This window comes from Saccharopolyspora sp. NPDC045839 (assembly GCF_056431645.1).
Genome location: NZ_JBWKKH010000052.1, coordinates 1 through 18,986, shown reverse-complemented (window position 1 = coordinate 18,986; position 18,986 = coordinate 1). Strand labels below are relative to the sequence as shown.

General features: G+C 68.7%; 17 protein-coding genes and 1 pseudogene. 9 read left to right on the top strand and 9 right to left on the bottom strand.

The features are described from left to right. Window positions 1-203: 203 nt before the first annotated feature. From AC07EQ_RS40585 to AC07EQ_RS40565, 5 genes are all read right to left on the bottom strand, one after another. Window positions 204-362, bottom strand: coding sequence for a hypothetical protein (locus AC07EQ_RS40585; RefSeq protein ID WP_010694616.1), 159 nt, complete (start codon window positions 360-362; stop codon window positions 204-206). Next, entirely contained in the window at window positions 363-1,193 is an 831-nt protein-coding gene (locus AC07EQ_RS40580; RefSeq protein WP_478393113.1) for a class E sortase, read from the bottom strand. Between the two features lie 143 nt (window positions 1,194-1,336). Continuing rightward, window positions 1,337-1,861: a DUF2020 domain-containing protein gene (locus tag AC07EQ_RS40575; RefSeq protein WP_478393112.1), complete on the bottom strand. Its 525-nt coding sequence runs from the start codon at window positions 1,859-1,861 to the stop codon at window positions 1,337-1,339. A 78-nt stretch (window positions 1,862-1,939) separates the two neighbouring features. Next, on the bottom strand, window positions 1,940-2,101 hold the full coding sequence (locus tag AC07EQ_RS40570) for a DUF2020 domain-containing protein (RefSeq protein WP_478393140.1): 162 nt from the start codon (window positions 2,099-2,101) through the stop codon (window positions 1,940-1,942). Between the two features lie 151 nt (window positions 2,102-2,252). Next, window positions 2,253-4,724, bottom strand: a complete 2,472-nt coding sequence (locus AC07EQ_RS40565) for an SdrD B-like domain-containing protein (protein WP_478393111.1) — start codon at window positions 4,722-4,724, stop codon at window positions 2,253-2,255. A 302-nt stretch (window positions 4,725-5,026) separates the two neighbouring features. On the opposite strand from AC07EQ_RS40565, the gene AC07EQ_RS40560 reads away from it, so the two are divergent. Further along, window positions 5,027-5,740, top strand: a complete 714-nt coding sequence (locus AC07EQ_RS40560; protein WP_478393110.1) for a hypothetical protein — start codon at window positions 5,027-5,029, stop codon at window positions 5,738-5,740. 7 nt (window positions 5,741-5,747) lie between these two features. Here AC07EQ_RS40560 and AC07EQ_RS40555 read toward each other — a convergent pair whose 3' ends face one another. Next, window positions 5,748-7,070 (bottom strand): right-handed parallel beta-helix repeat-containing protein, encoded by a 1,323-nt coding sequence (locus AC07EQ_RS40555; protein ID WP_478393109.1) that lies wholly within the window; start codon window positions 7,068-7,070, stop codon window positions 5,748-5,750. An 85-nt stretch (window positions 7,071-7,155) separates the two neighbouring features. On the opposite strand from AC07EQ_RS40555, the gene AC07EQ_RS40550 reads away from it, so the two are divergent. Then, window positions 7,156-8,307 carry a Dyp-type peroxidase gene (locus AC07EQ_RS40550; RefSeq protein WP_478393108.1) on the top strand — a complete coding sequence of 384 codons (1,152 nt, stop codon included), beginning with the start codon at window positions 7,156-7,158 and terminating at the stop codon, window positions 8,305-8,307. Between the two features lie 46 nt (window positions 8,308-8,353). Here the strand turns inward: AC07EQ_RS40550 and AC07EQ_RS40545 are convergent, their stop codons facing one another. Then, window positions 8,354-8,560, bottom strand: coding sequence for a response regulator transcription factor (locus AC07EQ_RS40545; protein ID WP_478393107.1), 207 nt, complete (start codon window positions 8,558-8,560; stop codon window positions 8,354-8,356). Window positions 8,561-9,312: 752 nt separating this feature from the next. Between AC07EQ_RS40545 and AC07EQ_RS40540 the strand changes: the two genes are divergently transcribed. After that, on the top strand, window positions 9,313-9,582 hold the full coding sequence (locus AC07EQ_RS40540; RefSeq protein ID WP_478393106.1) for a hypothetical protein: 270 nt from the start codon (window positions 9,313-9,315) through the stop codon (window positions 9,580-9,582). Next, a pseudogene (locus AC07EQ_RS40535) lies at window positions 9,554-9,706 on the top strand (integrase core domain-containing protein); the annotation flags it as partial. The gene AC07EQ_RS40540 and the pseudogene AC07EQ_RS40535, both read left to right, overlap by 29 nt. A 165-nt stretch (window positions 9,707-9,871) precedes the next feature. Here AC07EQ_RS40535 and AC07EQ_RS40530 read toward each other — a convergent pair. Then, window positions 9,872-11,293: a PucR family transcriptional regulator gene (locus AC07EQ_RS40530; protein WP_478393105.1), complete on the bottom strand. Its 1,422-nt coding sequence runs from the start codon at window positions 11,291-11,293 to the stop codon at window positions 9,872-9,874. Between the two features lie 88 nt (window positions 11,294-11,381). On the opposite strand from AC07EQ_RS40530, the gene AC07EQ_RS40525 reads away from it, so the two are divergent. From AC07EQ_RS40525 to AC07EQ_RS40505, 5 genes are read left to right on the top strand one after another with little or no spacing between them, the layout of a single operon-like run. Beyond that, the gene (locus AC07EQ_RS40525) at window positions 11,382-12,401 is read left to right on the top strand and encodes a DUF917 domain-containing protein (protein ID WP_478393104.1); all 1,020 of its coding nucleotides are present in this window, start codon (window positions 11,382-11,384) and stop codon (window positions 12,399-12,401) included. Continuing rightward, window positions 12,398-13,705, top strand: coding sequence for a hydantoinase/oxoprolinase N-terminal domain-containing protein (locus AC07EQ_RS40520; protein ID WP_478393103.1), 1,308 nt, complete (start codon window positions 12,398-12,400; stop codon window positions 13,703-13,705). Before AC07EQ_RS40525 ends, AC07EQ_RS40520 begins: the two co-directional genes overlap by 4 nt. 9 nt (window positions 13,706-13,714) lie before the next feature. Continuing rightward, window positions 13,715-15,061, top strand: coding sequence for a purine-cytosine permease family protein (locus AC07EQ_RS40515; RefSeq protein ID WP_478393102.1), 1,347 nt, complete (start codon window positions 13,715-13,717; stop codon window positions 15,059-15,061). An 11-nt stretch (window positions 15,062-15,072) separates the two neighbouring features. After that, the gene (locus AC07EQ_RS40510; protein WP_478393101.1) at window positions 15,073-16,638 is read left to right on the top strand and encodes a hydantoinase/oxoprolinase N-terminal domain-containing protein; all 1,566 of its coding nucleotides are present in this window, start codon (window positions 15,073-15,075) and stop codon (window positions 16,636-16,638) included. Continuing rightward, window positions 16,631-17,683, top strand: a complete 1,053-nt coding sequence (locus AC07EQ_RS40505) for a DUF917 domain-containing protein (RefSeq protein WP_478393100.1) — start codon at window positions 16,631-16,633, stop codon at window positions 17,681-17,683. The genes AC07EQ_RS40510 and AC07EQ_RS40505 overlap by 8 nt, the downstream gene beginning before the upstream one ends. Window position 17,684: 1 nt before the next feature. On the opposite strand, the gene AC07EQ_RS40500 is transcribed toward AC07EQ_RS40505, so the two are convergent. Continuing rightward, window positions 17,685-18,086 (bottom strand): hypothetical protein, encoded by a 402-nt coding sequence (locus tag AC07EQ_RS40500; RefSeq protein ID WP_478393099.1) that lies wholly within the window; start codon window positions 18,084-18,086, stop codon window positions 17,685-17,687. Between the last annotated feature and the right edge of the window lie 900 nt (window positions 18,087-18,986).

The window sequence follows — 18,986 nt, the reverse complement described above, 5'->3', positions numbered from 1 at the left end:
TCGGCACCGAATCTGGTGCGGAAAATGCAGCGCATAACCGGAACGGGGCAGGAAAAGGCACCGAGTGGCGCAAGTAATCTGTGCAGATGGCGGAGCATGCCGCGCACGAAGACCAGGGCTAACGCTGGCGGTGGCGGCGGGGCTCAATTCTGGTTCCTGGAGCGCAGTCGTGAGTGGCAGGCGTGGTAACAGCCGGAACGCTCCTAGTTCGGGACCGAGACCTGGTTGAACGGGAGCATCGGTTCCAGCCAGGGGAAGACCACGAACAGCAGTAGCGCGATCACTCCCAGGGCCAGTAGCAGCGCGAGCACCAGCTTCGCGCCCAGCGGCCCGGGGAGGTGACGCCAGATCCAGCCGTACATCTATGCCTCCCCGATCGTCTGCAACAACTGGGCATACGTGGCGTCGGCTGTCTTTGGGAACTGGTTGGTCAGCATCGCGTGCACGATCAGCCGTTGCCGGTCGGAGAACTGCGGGTGGCACGTGGTCAGCGTGAGCAGTGCGACCTGCTGTGCCGGCGGCAGGATGTCGGGCTGTTTGTGTGGCACCGGCGCCACGACATCGCCCTCGTTCGGGTTGACGATCTCGCGGCCATAGGTCTCGCCGTATGGGCCGCCGTCGCCCGCGTTCGTCCGCAGCGTGCCGACAGGCGAGCACTGCGGTTGCGCGCCCTTCCCGGTCGACCAGTTCGCGATCTCGTCCGAGTGCGGCAGCACGCGGTAGACGAAGAAGCCGGTCTGCGTCTCGACTACGATCGCGTCGCAGGAGCTCAGCAGGTCCAGGTCGTTGAAGGGCGCACCCTTGCCGACCCGGTGCCCGGCGACCGCGAAGTTGCCTGGTTCGCCGGGCAGCGCGGTGCCCTTGTAGTGCCCCGGCCCGACCTCCAGTGCCGCCGCTTCGGTGCCTTCCTGGATGGTGAAGTGGTAGTCGGCGCCGAAGCCCGGGATGTACAGCTTGGCGAACGCTTTGCCGTCGATCAGTTCGGGATGCGGGTGCCGGCCCTGTGCCCAGTCCCCGTTGAGCGTCGTCGTCGAGCTGGCCTGCTTCTTCGCCGAGAAGAAGTCGGTCACGTACAGCTCGTAGACGACGAACAGCAGGACGACCAGACCAGCGGTGATCAGCAGCTCGCCGAAGGTTCGCACGATCTTCGCGCCGAGTCCCCCCGATGACTTCGGCGCTTCCAGAATCGCCACGCGTGCTCCTTTCCGGAACTCGCTTACGTTAACGTGTCAGGTGTGGGGTGTCAGCCACGGATAGTTGTTTTCTTTACTTCGAGGTACACGGCTTTGCTGGGGCGCTTGCACACCGTGCCCGGGTGCTGGACCTCCTTGCTTACCTAGATCGCGAGAGCGGAAATCGCTTGCTCGGAAACGGTTCTCGCCTTCACGGTCAGCTTTTGGTTGGTCGTCACGATGATCGCCGCACCGCCTTTGGCCACGGCATACACCGCGCCGTCTTCCGTTGACTGGTAGCCGCCCTGCCAGCCTGCCTGGTCGGTCGCGGGGTTGCTCGTGTCCACCGGCGCAGCCTTGTCGACGAGTGCCTTCGCCACGGCCGGGTCGCCGGAATACGCCCGAACGGTGAGTTGGAGCTCCCCGGTGAGCGCATAGAAGAAGCATGCCGGGTGTGGCTTGTCCGCCGAGATCTGGACCTTCGACACGCGCTGCCCGTTCGCGTCGGCCACGAAGGCGTTGGTCAGGTAGGGGCACGGCCCGGCGCCGGTGGGTTGCGGATCGGGCGGGAGTTGGACCGGTGTGGTCGTGGTGATCGGCGAAGTGCTGGTGGGCGCGGGCTGGCTTGTCTGCGAGCAGGCCGTTGTGAGGGCGGCGATGATCCCGAGGGCAAGCATGGTTCGTCGCATGGCCCGCATTCTCCCGACCAAAGACGGGTTGCCGGGTGTGACCCCTCTAGATCGATTGGCCGCTTCAGGCCGTCTGTGTCAGAGGTCGAGAGCTGAAACTACTTGTTTCGTAACGGTTCTCGCCTTGACCGTCTGCATCTGGTCGGTGGTGACCACGATCGCCACGCCCTGCTTCGCGACCGCGTAGACCGCACCCTCACCCGGTGAGCTACTGACTTCGACCCGGCGCGCACCAAACAGAGCAGTTCGCCCTGGCGCGGGCTAACCAAGTACGGGCTGTTTGGCCGCGACGAGGTACGCCTCACGGCTGCTCTCGTCGAGGGCATCCGACAGGCGTGGTCTGCCCGCCCGCGCCAGTGGCGGATCGCAGGCGGGCAGACCATCCGGTTTTTCAGCGTTGCTTGGCGCGACGCTTCCGGCTCACGAACACGAATGCCGCGCCCGCACCGAGGAGCACCAGACCGAGGAAGATCATCTCTGGCAGGCCGGAAACACCGGTGTCGGCCAGCGAGTCCGTCCGCGTGTTGGACGAGGGCGGCGTGGCAGGCATCGGGGTCGTCGGAGGTGCAGGGGCCGGCGGCGTCGACGTCGGCGGCGCAGGCGGCGGCGGTGCCTGTGGGATGTGCACGGCGGCGTCGATCGTGTGATCGACCCCTCCTGGGTTGGCGGGCGCCGTGACAGGTGCGTATCCGTTGCACAGCTGCCCGGTGGTCGGCGGGGTCACGTTGGAGTCATGTGCCCGGTCCTCACCGGCCAATGGGAGTGTGAACCGCAGCTCGGTTGCCGGCGGCTGGCTTGGCACCTTGCTGGTGTTCGCGGTGCACACGTCGAATTGCACCGTGTACTTCGCACCCGGCGTGAGCTCGTAGGCCGCGCCGACACCACCAAAGTAGTACTCGCCGGCGGCGTCGGTCTTGGTTGTGGCGACCTGCTTACCGCTGGCGTCCAACAGGTTGATCGTCGCATTCGGTAGCGGCACCTGTCCGGGGTCCTGGATTCCGTTGTGGTCGCCGTCGAACCACACCAGGTTGCCGATCTGGATCGGCGCATTCGCCGCCGCATACGCGATATCGCCGAGCCCACCGGCCTTACCGAATCCGTTCTGGCCCGAAGCGACGAACTGGTACCCGTTGGCGGGCGGGTTGTTACCGGGCCCCTTACCGGTCTCGATGTTGTAGTAACCGGTCCCGTCAGTGCTGTAGTTGCCGGACGGGTCCATCTCCGTGCTGATGACCCATTGTTGCTGCGGGATGTAGGCCACCGAGCCTTGTGCGGCTTCCTGGTGCACCCCGGGGGTCTGGCTCGGGGCACCCTTGGCCGGAACGTAGTCGCCCGGGAAGTATTCGACGACGCCGCTGTTCTGGCTGCCGCCGGTGGCGTCGTCCGCGTGGTTGGGGCAATTTCCTGTGCCCTCCCACGAGTATCCCCCGGTGGGCTTGGCGCAGGCCATGTTGATGTCACCACCGGACATGCCGTTTTCCTGAGTGGTTTTGCCCGGCCGAGGGTCGATCCCACCCGCACTGATCACGTCCATGAACCGGTCGCGGAAACCTAGAATCATCGAGCCGTCACGGGCGAAGGCGAGGCTGGCCAACTCCGGCTGCGGATTGATGGCGACGTTGCCCAGGCGCAATTCGTCCCAGGTCGACAAGTTGGTGTTCCACGGGTTCCAGTGGTTGTTCTGGGCCTCGCCAGGGCTACCGTGGTAGACGTAGCCGCGCTCGGCAGTAAGCGGCTGGGTCAGCACCGTGGTGAATTGCCTGCCGTCATAGGCGTAGACGACAGCCTTCAGGTCTGTGCGCTTCTGCGTGCTCTCCGCGTTACACACGCCACCGACGTAGAGCGTGTTGTTGTGCGTTTCAAGCCCGAACGGCCGCCAGTCGGTGGGCGCCGCGCAGCCCGGGTCCGGAATCGGCACCGTCGCTTCGGGTACTGATGCGGTGGCCCCGGTCGCATCGAAGCTCACCAGGGTCCGGGTCAGCAGGTTCACCGCGTACAGGGTCGAACCGTCCGCCGACAGGGCCAGGCTGCCGATGCTCTCTTTACCCGGCGCGTTGGTGAACCCAGCGTCCTTGTTCATGTTGGCGGTGTCGTGCGGCGTCACCACGGCGCCCGGCACCTTCGCGAACAAGGTCGGCGCGCCCCCACCGTCGGCCGGCACGGTGTAGATCGCATCACCACCATCCGGCCCGTATGGGGCGTGCCGCCGGGCGAACTCGCTCTGGAACAGCCGCTGCCGGTACCTGTCGTAGGCCAGCCCGAAAGTCGTGCCCACCTGGGATTGCGTGGTGAGCGTGGTCGGACACGCCACGTCGCTGGGACACGTGCCCCGGCGGTTCGTCCCGAACGCCACCAATGACCGGGTGTCCGTCCCACCAGCGGCATTCTGGATCGGCACGAAATACCGGGAATCGGGGAGTGCATAGTCGGCCGCGTCCCAGACCCCGGTGATCACCGAGGCGTTCTTGCCGGCTGACACGTCGACGAACGTGGTGAAGCTGTCAAAGTGGTTTGGCGCCGTCGAGGCCGGTGCCGCCTGCAGATAGTCGCTGTACGGCGCAGGGATGGTGACATCGACGCGGTACTGGCCGCCGGTCAGCACGGTCGACGGCGACACCACGACTTTTCCGGTGGAATCCGTGGTGCCGGAGACGCGATGGCCGGCCGGATCGGCAACATCAACCTTCATACCCTGCTGCGGCACGTCCATTGCCGTGTTGATCACGCCTGTGCCGAAGAAATCTCGTAGAACCTGAACCGTCAGTGTGCCGTCAATTGCTGAAGCGCCAGCCGCCCAAGAAGTCCCCACAATCGGGCCCGTGGCGCTGCCTACCAGCAACAGAACGCTCAAACCCAACCGCACCAGCCGTTTCCCGGCTGTCCGGCTCGATCCTCTACCGGCTCGGCTCATAGCTATCGCTGCCCCTTGTCATGATGAACAAGCCCTCTTCGGGCTGAACAACCGCTTCATAGCCCAGGTGACAGCCGATCCCGAAAGATCATCCCGAACCGCTATATATAACCAGAAAACCGTGCGGCTGCCAAGATGGGTGATTTAGGGGGGAATCGGCGGATCTGTTAGCGTCGCGTCGCGTGCGGAGCATGAGAATCCGGCAAGGTCTCCCGCGGCGCGCCGGCCGACGCCAATGGCTGCGGCCACGCTGGGTGGCAGCCGTCATCGGCATTGCGGGTGCCGCGGTGGTCGCGTTTCTGGTCGCCGGCACCGGCTCAGGTCCTACCGGTCCACGTGCATTGACCTCGGATGAGGCGAACCGGCTGGCGATCACGCGGTTTCGCAATTTCCAAGCGGGGGGCCGCGCGGTGACGATCACCGTGCCGAGCACCGCCGGCGGGCTGGTCATCACGGGGTCCATCGACTACCGCGCCAAACTCGGTTACGGCGTGGTGCACGGCACCGGGCGCGATACGTCCAGCGACGGGCTGATCGAATGGACGGCCGCCACCGTGCTTGTCCACCCGATGGCGAACGCCCCGGCGGAAGCACCGGCATCGCCGCCCGGGTCGGATTGGTACAGCCGTCCGCTGCACACGACCGGCAGCGCGCTGGACACCTCGTTGGCCATCGCGCTCAGTCTCGGCAGCGACCGGCCCGACAACGCCGCACTACTGCCGCAGAACGGCGCCACCTGGACTGGACAGGACCAGCTGGAAGGCCACCAGGTGGACGTCATGACCGGGCCGGACGCCGGTGCCAAGCCCGGTACGGCGGGCACCGTGCGCTACTGGATCGGCTCGGACGGCACCATGTATCGGGTCCAGGTCAAGGTGGCTTCCGAACCGCAGCCAGTGGTCATCGAATTCGACACCGGGAAATATGTTCCGGTTCAGCCCGTACCCGGAGTCACCCCACCGCCGTAGCCGCCGCTCACGATGTCTGCACCAGCGCACTGCCGGCGAGCAGTGACGCTGACGGCAGCGGGATGCTTGCGATGTCCGGTAGCGCCGGAACGGCCGGAACAGCCGTGGCGCCGGTGGTGGTGGCATTCGGGAACTGTGGCTGTGCGTCAGGCACAGCCACATCGGTGAACGGGATACCGCCGGGCGCCTTCGGCATCACCCATGTGCCGGACGGCGTGGGCGACTGGGCAGGAACCGGGCAGGACGCGGTCGCCACGAGCCGAGCGGGCACCGTCGTGCGCAGATCATTGGCGCGCAGGCAGTTACCCCGTCCCTGCGTGGCGGTGGGAAACGTCCAGCCGACGTCAATGCCGTTGGCTGCGAACGTGTTTTCCACGATCTGGTTCCCGTCCGGTGGAAGGTCGGCGGTTGCGGTGATCACCATCCCGGCGTTGATATTGCCGGCGATCCGGTTGCGGCTGAACTGGTTCTCGCTGCCGCCATCGATGCCGATGCCGATGCCCCACCCGCCGTCGGCCTGCTCGGGGGTCGGTGCCTGCTGGTTGCCCGCGACCAGGTTGCCCGCGACGACGGAACCTCGCTGCGGGAGCAGCTTCTCCTGGTGGTCGGAGTTGATGGTGAGTCCGACCCGGTTACCGACAAAGCGGTTACCGACCACGTACATCTCGCCACTGGCGTTGGTGCCTTCGTAACCGACCGCGTTGAGTTCGGCGATGTTGTCCCGCACCACGATATTGCACGGCTTGCACTGCCCGACATAGATCCCCGAGTCAGCCGAACCTGACGTGTACGAGTGCTCAATGACGCCGTCCTGCGCGGAGAACGCGTAGATGCCGTACAGCCCGTTGCGGGTCGCGGTCACATGGGAAACCAAGAACGATTTCAGGAACGTGACGGGCTCGTCGCCGGTGTCGTAGCCGCCGCTCGCCCCCGGCAATCCGGCAACCGCTTTCGCCGAACCGGTGACCAGAACCCCGTTCTGCGTGTTGTTCTCCACGGTCAGGTTCTCCACGGCCACCCCGGGTGCGGCGACGACGATGCCGTTCGGCTGCTGCAACCGCCCGTCGATGATGACCTTGTCCCGAGACTCGCCACGAAGAGTAATTCGAGCCGTGGCGATCTTCACGGACTCCTGGTACACGCCCGGCGCGACCAACACGAGGTCACCGGGCTGAGCGAGAGACACCGCAGCCGAGATCGTCGGGGCGTCAGCCGGCACTCGGATCGTCACGTGCGCACCGGTCGGTCGTCGGCCCTCGCCCGATCCGTCATCGCCGGCGCCGCAGCCGGCCAATACGAGCATCAGCGTACCCAGCACCGCGACTGTCACGCGAAGACCGAAACGAGGCATGATCGCAGTTTGGCATGGACGCCGGATTCACCCGTGAGAGGGCGGATATGGCACTCTCCATACCGTGAGCCGAGCCGATCATCGCCCGTCACGCCGCGCGTTCCTCGGTGTCACCGGTACCGCAATGGCCGCCGGCCTCGCCGCCGGGTGCGAATCGGGCTCCCCTCGGTCGAGCCAACTCGATGCCCCCGCGTCAACCACGCCGGTGTCACCGACGGGCCAGCACCAGGCGGGCATCACGCTCCCGCAGCCTGCCCAGCTCAATCTGCTGGCCGTGGTGGCCGACCTCGGTGATGCCGTGGCTGTCGGCCCATTGCTGGCCGACCTCGGCCAGGCCATCCTCACGCTCACCGCGGGGACCGATGCACGACTGCTGGGCCTACCGCCGGGCGATCTCACCGTGACGATCGGAGTGGGCCCCCGACTGGTACGCATGGTCGATCCTTCCCTACCCGGCGCCGTGGATCTCCCACAGTTCTCCCGCGAGCAGATCGTCCCGCAGGCACGCGGCGGTGACCTGCTGATGCAGATCTGCGCCAGCAACGCGTTGGTAGTACCGGTCGTCGCCGCCGCGCTCTTGGACCAGGCTGGCGACCGGATGCACGAACGCTGGCGGCAGTCCGGGCGCCGCGGCTCGAACATTCCCGTAGATCAGGGCCTTACCGCGCCACGAAACCTGTTCGGTTTCATCGACGGCATCGTGGGCCCGCACACCACCGTCCAAGAACAACGAGACCTGTGGCTGGCCGCGCCGGCTCCAGTCGCCGGCGGCACCATTGCCGTACTGCGACGCATGGAACTCGATCTGCCGCGGTTCGCCACGCTGTCCGTTGCCGACCAGGAAGCAGTCTTCGGTCGGTCCCGAGCCACCGGCGCGCCTCTCTCCGGTGGCACCATCACCTCGGACCCGAACCTCGGCGCCAAAACACCGGACGGACGCTACCTCATCCCGGCGGACGCCCACGTCCGCAGAGCGCACTCCAACGTCGTCGGCGTCGGCCTCATGCTCCGTCGTTCCTACAGCACCGACGAACCCGCCCCCGGCCTGCTTTTCATCAGCTTCCAGAACGACCTACGAACATTCACCAACACCCTGACCCGAATGGATCATTCCGACGCGCTGCTGGAATTCACCACCACTACCGCCAGCGCGACCTTCCTGATACTCCCCGGTTTCGACCAACAACACCCGCTTGGCGCCACACTGTTCCACTGACGATCGACCACAGTAGACAGTGGCGAACAAGAATCCATAGTGGACGTCAGATCACGCCAAGCTCGTAAGCACGCATCAGCACGTCCTCGCGGCTGGACGCCTCTAGCTTGCGGTAGACGCTTTTCACCCGCGTGCGCACGGTGTTGACGGACACGACGAGCTTGCGCGCGACCTCCGCGATGGTCAGGCCGGCGCCCAGTTCGGTGAGTACCACCTGCCCGCGATTGCTCAGTCGGGCGCGCCAGGAACGCACGCAGCTCGGCGAGGACGCCGATGAGTGTTTCGGTGTTGTAGGCGTCGGGTTGGACGTGGAAGGTCACCTGCGGTCTACGACCATCATCAGGGCCGGGTGGGTAGCACAGCGCGGCGGCCATCGACGCGCGTTTCCAGTTGAACCGGTTGCTCCAGCACCCGGGTCTGTCCAACCCGTGCCCAGCTGCGGCGGTGATCAAGCTGTTGTGGCTGGCCATCCGCGACATCGAAGACAAACGAGCCCGCAGACGTGTCAACGCCGGCCGAATCGTGGTTCTGGCATTGTTTCCGTGATGGACCCGGGTGCGGCCCCGCCAGCGGGGACAGTTGATCAGGTTCTGCGTGTGCTGATCTTGGAGTGCTTGGCGTCCTGTTCCCGCATCTTGCCCAGTTACGGATTGACGCCGTGCACGCTGCGGGATCGGTGGTGCGGGTCGAGGCGAGCACGCTCAGCGGATGCGTGGCGTGTTTTGGCTGCGGAACGCTGTCCGATCGGGTGCACAGCCGATACGAACGGCGGTTATCCGACACCGCGATCTCAGGTCGGGAGGTGTTGATTCCCCCTCCCACCCCGCACAACATCACGACTCCCAAAACCCTCCCAATAGCCAGATCATCAACCACAATGGACGATCAAAAGATCCACACCACAACGCAAAAAGACCCGCTGACCCTGTCGGGTTCCAAAAGTCGGCTGCGGCCGTGACCTGTACTGATCGACACACCGCGGCGATCCAGGAATGATCGTGCGCCGTGTCGTTGCGCATGCTCTACCTGATCTTCATCCGGCTGGCGGGCTGGCTGGTATTGCTCGGCCGTTCGTCGGCGGCCAAGAATGCGGAGTTGCTGATCTTACGCCACGAGGTCGCCGTGCTGCGCAGAACGACCCCCAAACCGCGCCTGGACTGGGCGGACCGGGCAATCCTTGCAGCGCTCATACGGCTGCTGCCCGCGCCCCCTGCACGGATACCGGCTGATCACGCCAGGCACAGTAATGCGCTGGCAACGCCGCCTGGTCGCTAAAAAGTGGACCTACCCGCACCGATCCGGACGTCCACCCATCAACGAGACACTCGCCGCGCTGATCGAGCGGATGGCCACGGAGAACGAGACCTGGGGATATCAACGAATCCAGGGCGAACTCCTCAAACTCGGCCACCGCGTTGGCGCTTCGACGATCCGCAGGATCCTCAGGCGACGGCAGATACCGCCGGCGCCGTGCCGAAACACCGACACGACCTGGCGGCAGTTCCTGCGCACCCAGGCCTCGGCCATGCTTCGCTCTCCGACGCGTGCGCGGGTAGCGCGGCCGTCAGATCAGGTGGGCGCGGCAGGCGAGCTGGACTTTGAGCCGCTGCTGCGGGTCGTCGAGGTCGACGCCCATCAGCTCGCTCGCCCGGCGCACCCGTCGTCCGACGACGTTGCGGTGCACGTGCAGTTCCTCGGCCGCACGGGCCGGTGAGCCCTGGTGGTCCAAGTAGGACTGAAGAGTGCGCAGCAGCGGCTCGGCGCGGCGCTTTCCCAGGGACAGCACCGGGTGGAGCAGTTCGTCCACTGCTTCGCGTGCGGCGTCGGAGGAGTACCACTCCAGCAGCATCCGGTCTAGCCCGGCGGCGTCGAAGGCCGCGGGCGATTTCGGGTCGTGGCGGCGGAGCAGGGCGCTGCGCGCCTCGCGCGCCGAGATACGCGCGCCCAGCGGGCCTCGGTGCGGAGTTCCCACGCCGCAACGCATTTCCGCTGCGGGAAAACGTGCGCGCAACGCTTCGAGCAGTTGCCCGGCTTCGGCGAGCACGGTTCGCATGCCGTCGCGGCGCGGGTCGGTGGGCTGCGACCGCAACAGGATCAGGGATTCGTCGACCCGGGCGGTGTTCCACCGCGCGGTCACGGTTTCACGCAGCACGCGCAGAGCTTCCGAGGTAGCGGCTTCCAGCACGCGGTACCGTTCGGTCCCGGTCAGCGCGGTGGGTTCGGCTCGCAGCACCACGTGCCAGGCGTCGACGGGCAGGCCCAGCGCCCGCCCGCGCGGGGCGAGCTGCAACGCGGTGTCCTCCGGCACCACCAGCAGCTCGGCCAGGAGCTGACCGCGGGAGCGCCCCGGGATGTCGGCCGTGTTCCCGCCCGCCGAGACCAGCGCCGCCATAGTCAGCACCGACCGCACCGCCACGCCCAAGTGCCCGCCGCGCCGCGGGGCCGACAGCCGGACCTCACCGTCGGTTCCGACCGCCACCGCGCCGTCCTCGCCCGCGACGGCCGCACGCGCCTCCACGTCGACGCCCAGCACCTGCCCGGCCAGCGCCGCCGCCCGCCGCGGATCACCGGCCGCGGTCGGCAGTTCCCGTGCAGCGGAGTCGACCCGGGCGAGCGCGTCAGCGGCGTCGCCGTCGATCGCGCGCGCCACGGCGACGACGAGGGCGGCGAGATCGCCGGTCGCCCGCAGGACGCAGAGGTGCCGTTTGCGGGCCAACGCCTCAACGGTCGGTGGCGCCTCGTCCACGCCGTCGGTCAGCACCAACGCCGCGACGCCTGCAGCCGCCGCGTCCCGCACCGCGACGTCCAGCCGGTAGCCGGACACCGGTGCGAGCAGCACGGCCACGCAGCCCGCAGGCAGCGCCGCCAACCCGTCGAGGCGGCGCTCCAGACGCACGCCAGTGACCGGGCCTGCGGTGACCGGGCCGCAGAGCACCCGGACGTCGTCCAGACCTGGGGCGGCGAGCACGTCCTCGACCGATGTCATCCCGGAAGTGTGCCACCAGCACCGCCTGATGCCGAACGAGGTGCTTCGGGCACCCTTCCGCGGTGACTTCGGTCCCTAGGGTGGGCGCATGGAAATCGACGCCGGTCTGATCCCGGACTTCGCACGCGGCTGCGCCGTCCTGGGCTCCGGCGGCGGTGGTGAGACCGAAGTGCCCAGCCTCGCGGCGGCGCAGGCGATCGAGGAGCACGGCCCGGTGCCGGTCCTCGCGTCCGGTGAGCTGGCCGCGGACGCGCTGGTCATGCCGGTCAGCACGTTCGGGACATCGGCGGTCAGCGCCGAACGCGTCGGCAGCACCCGCGAACCCGCGCACCTGCGCGACCGGGTCGAACGAATCCACGGCCGACCGGTGGCGGCGGTGCTGGCCACCGAGATCGGCGGCATGAACGGCCTGGTCGCGCTGACCCACGCCGCCCGGCTCGGCGTCCCGCTGCTCGACGCCGACGCGCTGGGCCGCGCCTTCCCCCGGCTGGACCAGAACGTGCTGCACCTGGCCGGTCTGCCGCCGGTGCCCGCAGTGCTGGCCGACGAGCACGGCCGGACCGTGGTGATCGACGACGTCGACGCGCCGTGGCTGGAACGGTTCGTGCGCTCGGTCCTCGACGCCTTCGGCGGACATGTCACGGTCAGCGACCACCCGCTGACCGCGGGAGAGGCAGCGGCGCATGCGGTCGCCGGATCGGTCGGCCGCGCCCTCGCCCTCGGCGCCGCGCTGGCCGATGGCGTGCCCGGCTCCGGGCTGGAACAGGCCCGGGTGCTGGCGCGGACGAAGGTGCGGGAGGTCCGGCACCCGAGCGACGCGGCCACCGAGGTGCTGCTGGAAGGGCTCGGCGACGACGACGGGCGGCTGTTGCGGATCGAGGCGCGCACCGAGTACCTCGCGGTGTTCGAGGACGGCCTGCCGGCGGCCGTCGTGCCCGAGTTGATCGCCGTGATCGATACCCGCACGGGTGAGTCGATCCCGGTCGACGGTCTCCGCTACGGGCTGCGGGTCAGCGTCCTGGTGCTCGACTGCGCACCCGTGTGGCGCACCCCGGAGGGGCTGCGGTTGGGCGGACCGGCCGCGTTCGGACTGGAGGGCCTGTCGTGATCATCGGCGTGGACGTGGGCCCCGACCGGACCGACGCAGTGCTGCTCACCGAAGGCACGGTCGTCTCGACCAGCGTGCAGTCGGTCGACGACGCGGTCGTCAGCGTCGTGACCGCGGTGCGCGCACTGCCGTCCCCATGCACCGACGCGCACCAGGTCGTGATCGGTTTCCCCGTCGCCGAACGCGCCGTGGTGCGACGCGAAGGTCTCGCCCGCGTGGGCGTCGTCCGCATCGGCGCGAGATCCGATGCGGTGCGGCCGCTGTTCGGCTGGCCGTCCGACCTGCACGCCGCGGTGTGCGCGGGAGTCGCGGTCGTCGGTGGCGGCTCCGGGCTCGTCCGGGAGGACGAGACGCCGCTGGACCGCGACGCAGTGGCGCGGTTCGCCGCCCGGATGGCGGGCGAAGCCGAGGCGTTCGCGGTCTGCGGCGTGTTCTCGCCCGCACACGGCGAGCAGGAGCTCGAGGTCGCCGAGCTGCTGCGCCGCGAGGTCGGCGACACGCCACACATCGCGCTGTCCGGGGAGATCGGGCCGTTCGGGCTCATCGAGCGGGAGAACACCGCCGTGCTCGACGCCGCACTCAGCCGGTTGACCACCGATCTGGCCGACCGGCTCGAACACGCGCTCGCCGGACTGGGGCTGCACCCCACCACCGTGCTGGTGACCAGGGGCGACGGCACCCTGATGAGCCTGGAGTACCTGCGCGCCCACCCCGGGCTGAGCCTCGGCAGCGGTCCGGCGAGCGCCCTGCGCGGCGCGGGCGTGCTGACCGGGTTCAGCGACGCGATCGTCGCCGACGTCGGCAACGGCCGCATCGGCGCGCTCACCGCGGGCTACCCGCAGGAATCCGGGCACGGCGAGCGGATCGGCGGGGTGCCGGTCTGCTTCCGCACGCCCGATCTGGTCCAGGTCGACGGCACCGCCCCGCGCCGGTGGGCGGAGGCAATCGACCGGATGCGACCGGCCGCCGGACGACTGCCGATCGTGGTCGTCGGCTCCGAGGCCGAGCTGCCCGGCGACATGGAGACCGTGCGACCCGAGCACGGCGCCGTCGCCGGGGCCATCGGCGCCGCCGCCAGCCCGGTGGGCGGCCGGTTCGAGCGGATCGTCCGGCTCGACCCGCACATCGACGCCGCCGTCGACGACATCCGCGAGGGCGCCCGCGCCAGCGCAGTGCGCGCCGGGGCCGATCCGCGCCACGTGCGCGTCATCGGCGTCGAGCGCACGGCAGTGCCCTACCTGCAAGGCACGGTGATCCGGCTGCGCGCTCGCGCCGCCGGGCCACCGATGACCCCCGAGACGTGAGGATCTCCCATGTCGCAGTCCGATGCGGACTACCCGCTGGAGCGGGTGCCCAGATCCGCCCGCTACTCCTGGTTCAACGTGGCCGTGCAGCGCTTCGGCCAGCTCTCCGACCTCACCCAGTTCCTGCTCGGCGCGACGCTCGGCGCCGGACTGTCGTTCTGGGGCGCGTTCTGGGCGTTCACACTGGGATCGGTGATCCTGGAGATCGTCTGCATCTTCGTCGGCATCGCCGGGATGCGCGAGGGCCTGTCGACGTCGGTGCTGACCCGCTGGGCCGGGTTCGGCCGCTACGGCTCGGTGCTGATCGGTCTGGTGATCGCTGTGAGCTTGTTCGGCTGGTTCGGCGTGCAGACCGCGGTATTCGCCAGTGGCCTGCACTCCTTGGTCGGCGCGATCCCGCTGTGGGGCTGGTGCCTGATCACCGGGCTGGCGGTAACGGCCCTGGTGCTGCGCGGATTCCGGGCGATGGGCTGGACCGCGTTCGTCACCGTGCCGGCGTTCCTGGGCCTTGCGGGCTGGGCGATGTCGGTGGAAATCTCCCGGCACAGCATCGGCGACCTGGTCGCCTCGCCGCCCTTCGGCACCGGGATGTCGATCGCCACCGGCGCGACGATCGTCGCCGGTTCCTACATCGTCGGCGCGGTGACCACCCCGGACATGACGCGGTTCAACCGCAACGCCGCGGACGTGGTCAAGCAGACCGTGGTGGGCATCTCGCTCGGCGAGTACGTGCTGGGGCTGGCCGGGGTGCTGCTGGCCTACGCGGTGAAGACCTCCGACGTGATCGCGATCATCACCGCGTCCTCCGGCGTCGCCGGGGTGATCATCCTGGTCTCGGCCACCGTCAAGATCAACAACTGGAACCTGTACTCGGCCACGCTGGGCCTGATCAACGCGGTCGAGTCGCTGACCGGGATCCGGCTGAGCCGGGTGCGGGTGACCATCGTGGTCGGCGTGCTGGGCAGCCTCGCCGCGGCGGCCGGAATCCTCGACGCCTTCGAGGGTTTCCTGACCCTCCTCGGCGTGCTCACCCCGCCGATCGCCGGGATCGTGGTCGCCGAGTACTTCGGGGTCCGGCGCTGGCGCCCGCAGCTGGACGCCTCCCGCGCGCTCGGCAGGCTGCCAGAGACCGAACCGGCCTGGGTGCCCGCGACGATCGTGCTGTGGCTGGCCGCCTCCGTCGTCGGCTGGCTCTCCGACCACTACCAGTGGTGGGGCATCCCCGCCCTCAACTCGCTGCTGCTGGCCGGGCTCGGCTACCTCGCCGCAGGCGCGCTCGGCCTGGTCCGGGGACGCGGCGAGATCCCCGTCGAGCAACCGGCGCGACCCGCCGCAGCACTGGAAACCACCCACTGAGAGGTCTCTCAATGCGAATCGGAATCGACGTCGGCGGCACCAACACCGACGCGGCGCTGCTGGGCGACGACGACCGGGTGCTGGCCACCGCCAAGTCTCCCACCACCGCCGACGTCACCACGGGTGTCGCCGACGCCGTCCGCCGGATGCTGGGAGGCGGCGACACCGGCCAGATCAGCGCGGTCATGATCGGCACCACGCACTTCCTCAACGCACTGGTCGAAGGAGCGCGGCTGGCGCCGGTGGCGGCGGTGCGGCTGGGCCTGCCCGCTACCGCGGCGCTGCCGCCGATGGTCGACTGGCCGGAGCGGCTGCGCACCGCCGTCGGCGGGCACACCTACCTCTGCCACGGCGGCCGCGAGTTCGACGGCCGCCCGCTGTCGGCGCTGGACCCTGCCGAACTCCGCCGGGTGGCGGCCGACATCGCCGCGCACGGGGTGCGCTCGGTGGCGGTGTCGTCGGTGTTCTCACCCGCGGCGGCCGAGGACGAGCAGCGTGCCGCGGAGATCCTCGCCGCCGAACTCGGCGACGTGCACCTGTCGCTGTCGCACGAGATCGGCCGGGTCGGGCTGCTGGCGCGGGAGAACGCCACGATCATCAACGCCGCCCTGCGCGAACTCGCGGTGACCATCGTGGACTCCTTCGGCGCCGCGCTGGCCGACGTCGGCGTCACCGCGCCGTTCCTGCTGTCGCAGAACGACGGCACGCTGATGGACTTGGACTTCGCCCGCCGTTACCCGGTGGCGACCTTCGCATCCGGGCCCACGAACTCCATGCGCGGCGCGGCATTCCTGTCCGGGCTCGCCGACTGCGCGGTGGTCGACGTCGGCGGCACGACCTCCGACATCGGCATCCTCACCGGCGGATTCCCCCGCGAGGCGGCGGGGGAGAGCGAGGCCGCCGGGGTGCGCACCAACTTCCGGATCCCCGACGTGCTGTCGCTGGGCATCGGCGGCGGATCGCTGGTCGGCGACGACGGCGAGGTCGGTCCGCGCAGCGTCGGCTACCGGCTCACCGACGAGGCGCTGGTGTTCGGCGGCTCGACGCTGACTGCCACCGACCTGGCGGTCGCCTGCGGCCTCGCCGAGATCGGCGACCCGGCGCTGGTCGCGCACCTGGACCGGCCGTTCGCGACCGCTGCACTGCGGAGGGTGGCCGAACGGCTGGCCGACGCGGTCGACCGCATCCGGACCTCGGCGGCACCGCTGCCGGTGGTGGCAGTCGGCGGCGGCAGCGTCCTGGTCCCCGGACAGCTGCCCGGATTCCCGGACGTGCACCGCCCCGATCACTTCGACGTGGCCAACGCGGTGGGCGCGGCCATCGCCCAGGTCGGCGGCGAAGTCGACCGCGTTTTCCGGATACCGGACGGGAAGCGGACGGCGGTGCTCGACCAGGCCAGGGCGGAGGCCGTGGCGCGCGCCGAGGACGCGGGCGCCCGGGCCGGCACGGTCCGCGTCGCCGACATCGAGGAAGTACCGCTGGCCTACCGGCCCGGCGGCGCCACCCGCATCCGGGTCAGAGCCGTCGGCGACCTGGACCTGTCCCGGATCGGCGCGAAGGAGACCGCGAATGCGTGAGATCGGTATCGACGACCTCGACGACATCGCCCGCGGCGCGGGCATCCTCGGCACCGGTGGCGGCGGTGATCCCTACGTCGGCAAGCTGCTGGCCCGGGAAGCGATCCGCCGCAACGGTCCGGTGACCGTCGTCGACATCGACGAGGTCCCCGCCGACGCCACCGTGGTGCCGATATCCGGGCTCGGCGCACCGACGGTGCTGCTGGAGAAGCTGCCCAACGGCAGCGAGGAGATCATCGCGCTGCGGGCGCTGGAGGAGGTGCTCGGCCGCCGCGCGACCCACATCGTGCCGATCGAGATCGGCGGAGTGAACTCGATGCTCCCGCTGGCCGCCGCGGCCGAAGCCGGGCTGCCGGTGGTCGACGGCGACGCGATGGGCCGCGCGTTCCCCGAGGCCCAGATGGTGCTGCCGGGCCTGATCGGGGTCGCCAACACGCCGATGGCCATCGCCGACGACAAGGGCAACACGATGGTCGTCCGCGCGGTCGACAACCACACCGCCGAACGCATCGCCCGCACCGTCTGCGTGCAACTGGGCTGCCAGATCAGTTGCGCGGACACGGTGATGCGCGGCGACCAGCTCGCCGCTGGACTGGTGCCGGCCACGCTGACGCTGGCCCAGCGGCTCGGCGAGGAGGTCCGCCGGGCTCGGGCGGGCCACGCCGACCCGGTCGACGCGGCGCGCGAACTGCTCGGCGGCAGGCACCTGCTGGCGGGCAAGGTTGTCGACGTCCAGCGCCGCACCGAAGGCGGCTTCGCCCGGGGCAGAGCCGTCCTGGAAGGGGCGGGCCAAGTGCTAGAGCTGGACTTCCAGAACGAACACCTGATGGCCACAATGGATGGTGCTGTCGTGGCGACCACGCCCGACCTGATCTGCGTACTGGACACCGAGACCGGTGAACCGGTCACCACCGAAGGCATGCGGTACGGACTGCGCGTCAGCGTGCTGGCCACGCCGTGCGACCCAAGGTGGACCAGTCCTGCCGGCCTGGAGCTGGCCGGTCCGAGGTATTTCGGTTACGACACCGACTATCGGCCCTTCTAGTTCATAGTGGACGGAGGCAGCAGGGCGGCCAGGCCGTCGAGGTGGCGCTGCAGGCCGAACTCGACATCTCGTCCAGATCGATCGGCCCCGCATCGCGTCCCAGGGCAGCCATCAGGGCGAGGAGACGGCCGGACTCGAAGACCTCGCGCAGCAGCGGCTGGTCCCACGCCAGCCGCTGCTGCGCCGCTGATCCCGGTGTCCTGCTCGGCTTCGACCTCGAAAGCGTTGATCGCGGCGATGCCGCCGACGTAGCCGTTGGGGTCCAGGCCGAGCCCGCCGAGCGCGCGAAGTTGCAGTCGACGTGGCGCATGACGCTGAGCACCGCCAGCGTCTGCCGCGGCGGACCGCCGGAACTCCACCGGCTACCAACTGCCGATGGTGGCTCCCACGGGTCTCGAACCACCGAGTCAGGTGAGCACGCACGTAATGAAGCCTGGCCTACGCGTCCATCAAGGAGAACAAGTCCTGGTTCGCCGGGGACCGAAGTCGCATCCCTACGGTCATGACACGCAGGCCCGGGTGAGGCTCTGGCACACGCCTGGCCAACGGGGCGAGGCTAGCTCTGGTGTTCGAGAAGAGCCATCGCGAGCCATTCTGATGAACATCCAGGGCCACCCAAAAGTTACGACTTCTCCCAGTAAGAGCGTGACCACGAGCAAGACCTGGGTGCTCGTCAAGGAGCTTCTGGGTCCATACGCGATTAGGGTCCAGGTCTGCGTAGAGAGCGCCACGCTCGTCAGCCTCGAAGCCGACGTCGAACCGGGCGTCGGGCCCATGCGAAACCCATGCTTTATGACCCCGAGCCCCTGCGGGTCAACCATCGCGTACCCAACCCTGGTGAAGAGAACGTCCTGGTCAGGTGCGGTTCAGCACGCCTCCCCGCAGCAATGTTCAACATCCGTCCAGTTTTGAGTCCGCCATCTCTACCCGGCCTCTCGACGCTGCCGATCGTCGCACCAAAACTGTCCGGAGGAACCAGTCGACGGGTTTCTGCATCAACGGGTTGATGATGCCCGCGAGCACCGGTCAGCCTCACCACCTGCCCAGCCGGAGTGGCGCTAGCAGCAGACAACGACCTGGGCTGGCGCGATCAACACCAAGCGCACGGCACACCGAAACTACCCGCGCGGGTGAACAGCGGCGCCTCCCACTGCGCGACCCCATTTCGCACCCGCGAAACCGATCCTCCCAAAATCCTCCCAAAAATGGGCTCTTGTGACTGGTCCGTGGGTGTTCAGGCGCGTCCGGGGAGGGTTGGGGGCTGGCCGCCGAGGGCGAGCATGGCCAGGGCGATGAGTGCTTC

Bases quoted from the DNA above. Each gene is read 5' to 3' on its own strand.
- AC07EQ_RS40530 (WP_478393105.1), bottom strand. From the start codon at position 11,293: ATGACATCGGTCGAGGACGTGCTCGCCGCCCCAGGTCTGGACGACGTC.
- AC07EQ_RS40505 (WP_478393100.1), top strand. From the start codon at position 16,631: ATGCGTGAGATCGGTATCGACGACCTCGACGACATCGCCCGCGGCGCG.
- AC07EQ_RS40525 (WP_478393104.1), top strand. From the start codon at position 11,382: ATGGAAATCGACGCCGGTCTGATCCCGGACTTCGCACGCGGCTGCGCC.
- AC07EQ_RS40585 (WP_010694616.1), bottom strand. From the start codon at position 362: ATGTACGGCTGGATCTGGCGTCACCTCCCCGGGCCGCTGGGCGCGAAG.
- AC07EQ_RS40575 (WP_478393112.1), bottom strand. From the start codon at position 1,861: ATGCGACGAACCATGCTTGCCCTCGGGATCATCGCCGCCCTCACAACG.
- AC07EQ_RS40515 (WP_478393102.1), top strand. From the start codon at position 13,715: ATGTCGCAGTCCGATGCGGACTACCCGCTGGAGCGGGTGCCCAGATCC.
- AC07EQ_RS40510 (WP_478393101.1), top strand. From the start codon at position 15,073: ATGCGAATCGGAATCGACGTCGGCGGCACCAACACCGACGCGGCGCTG.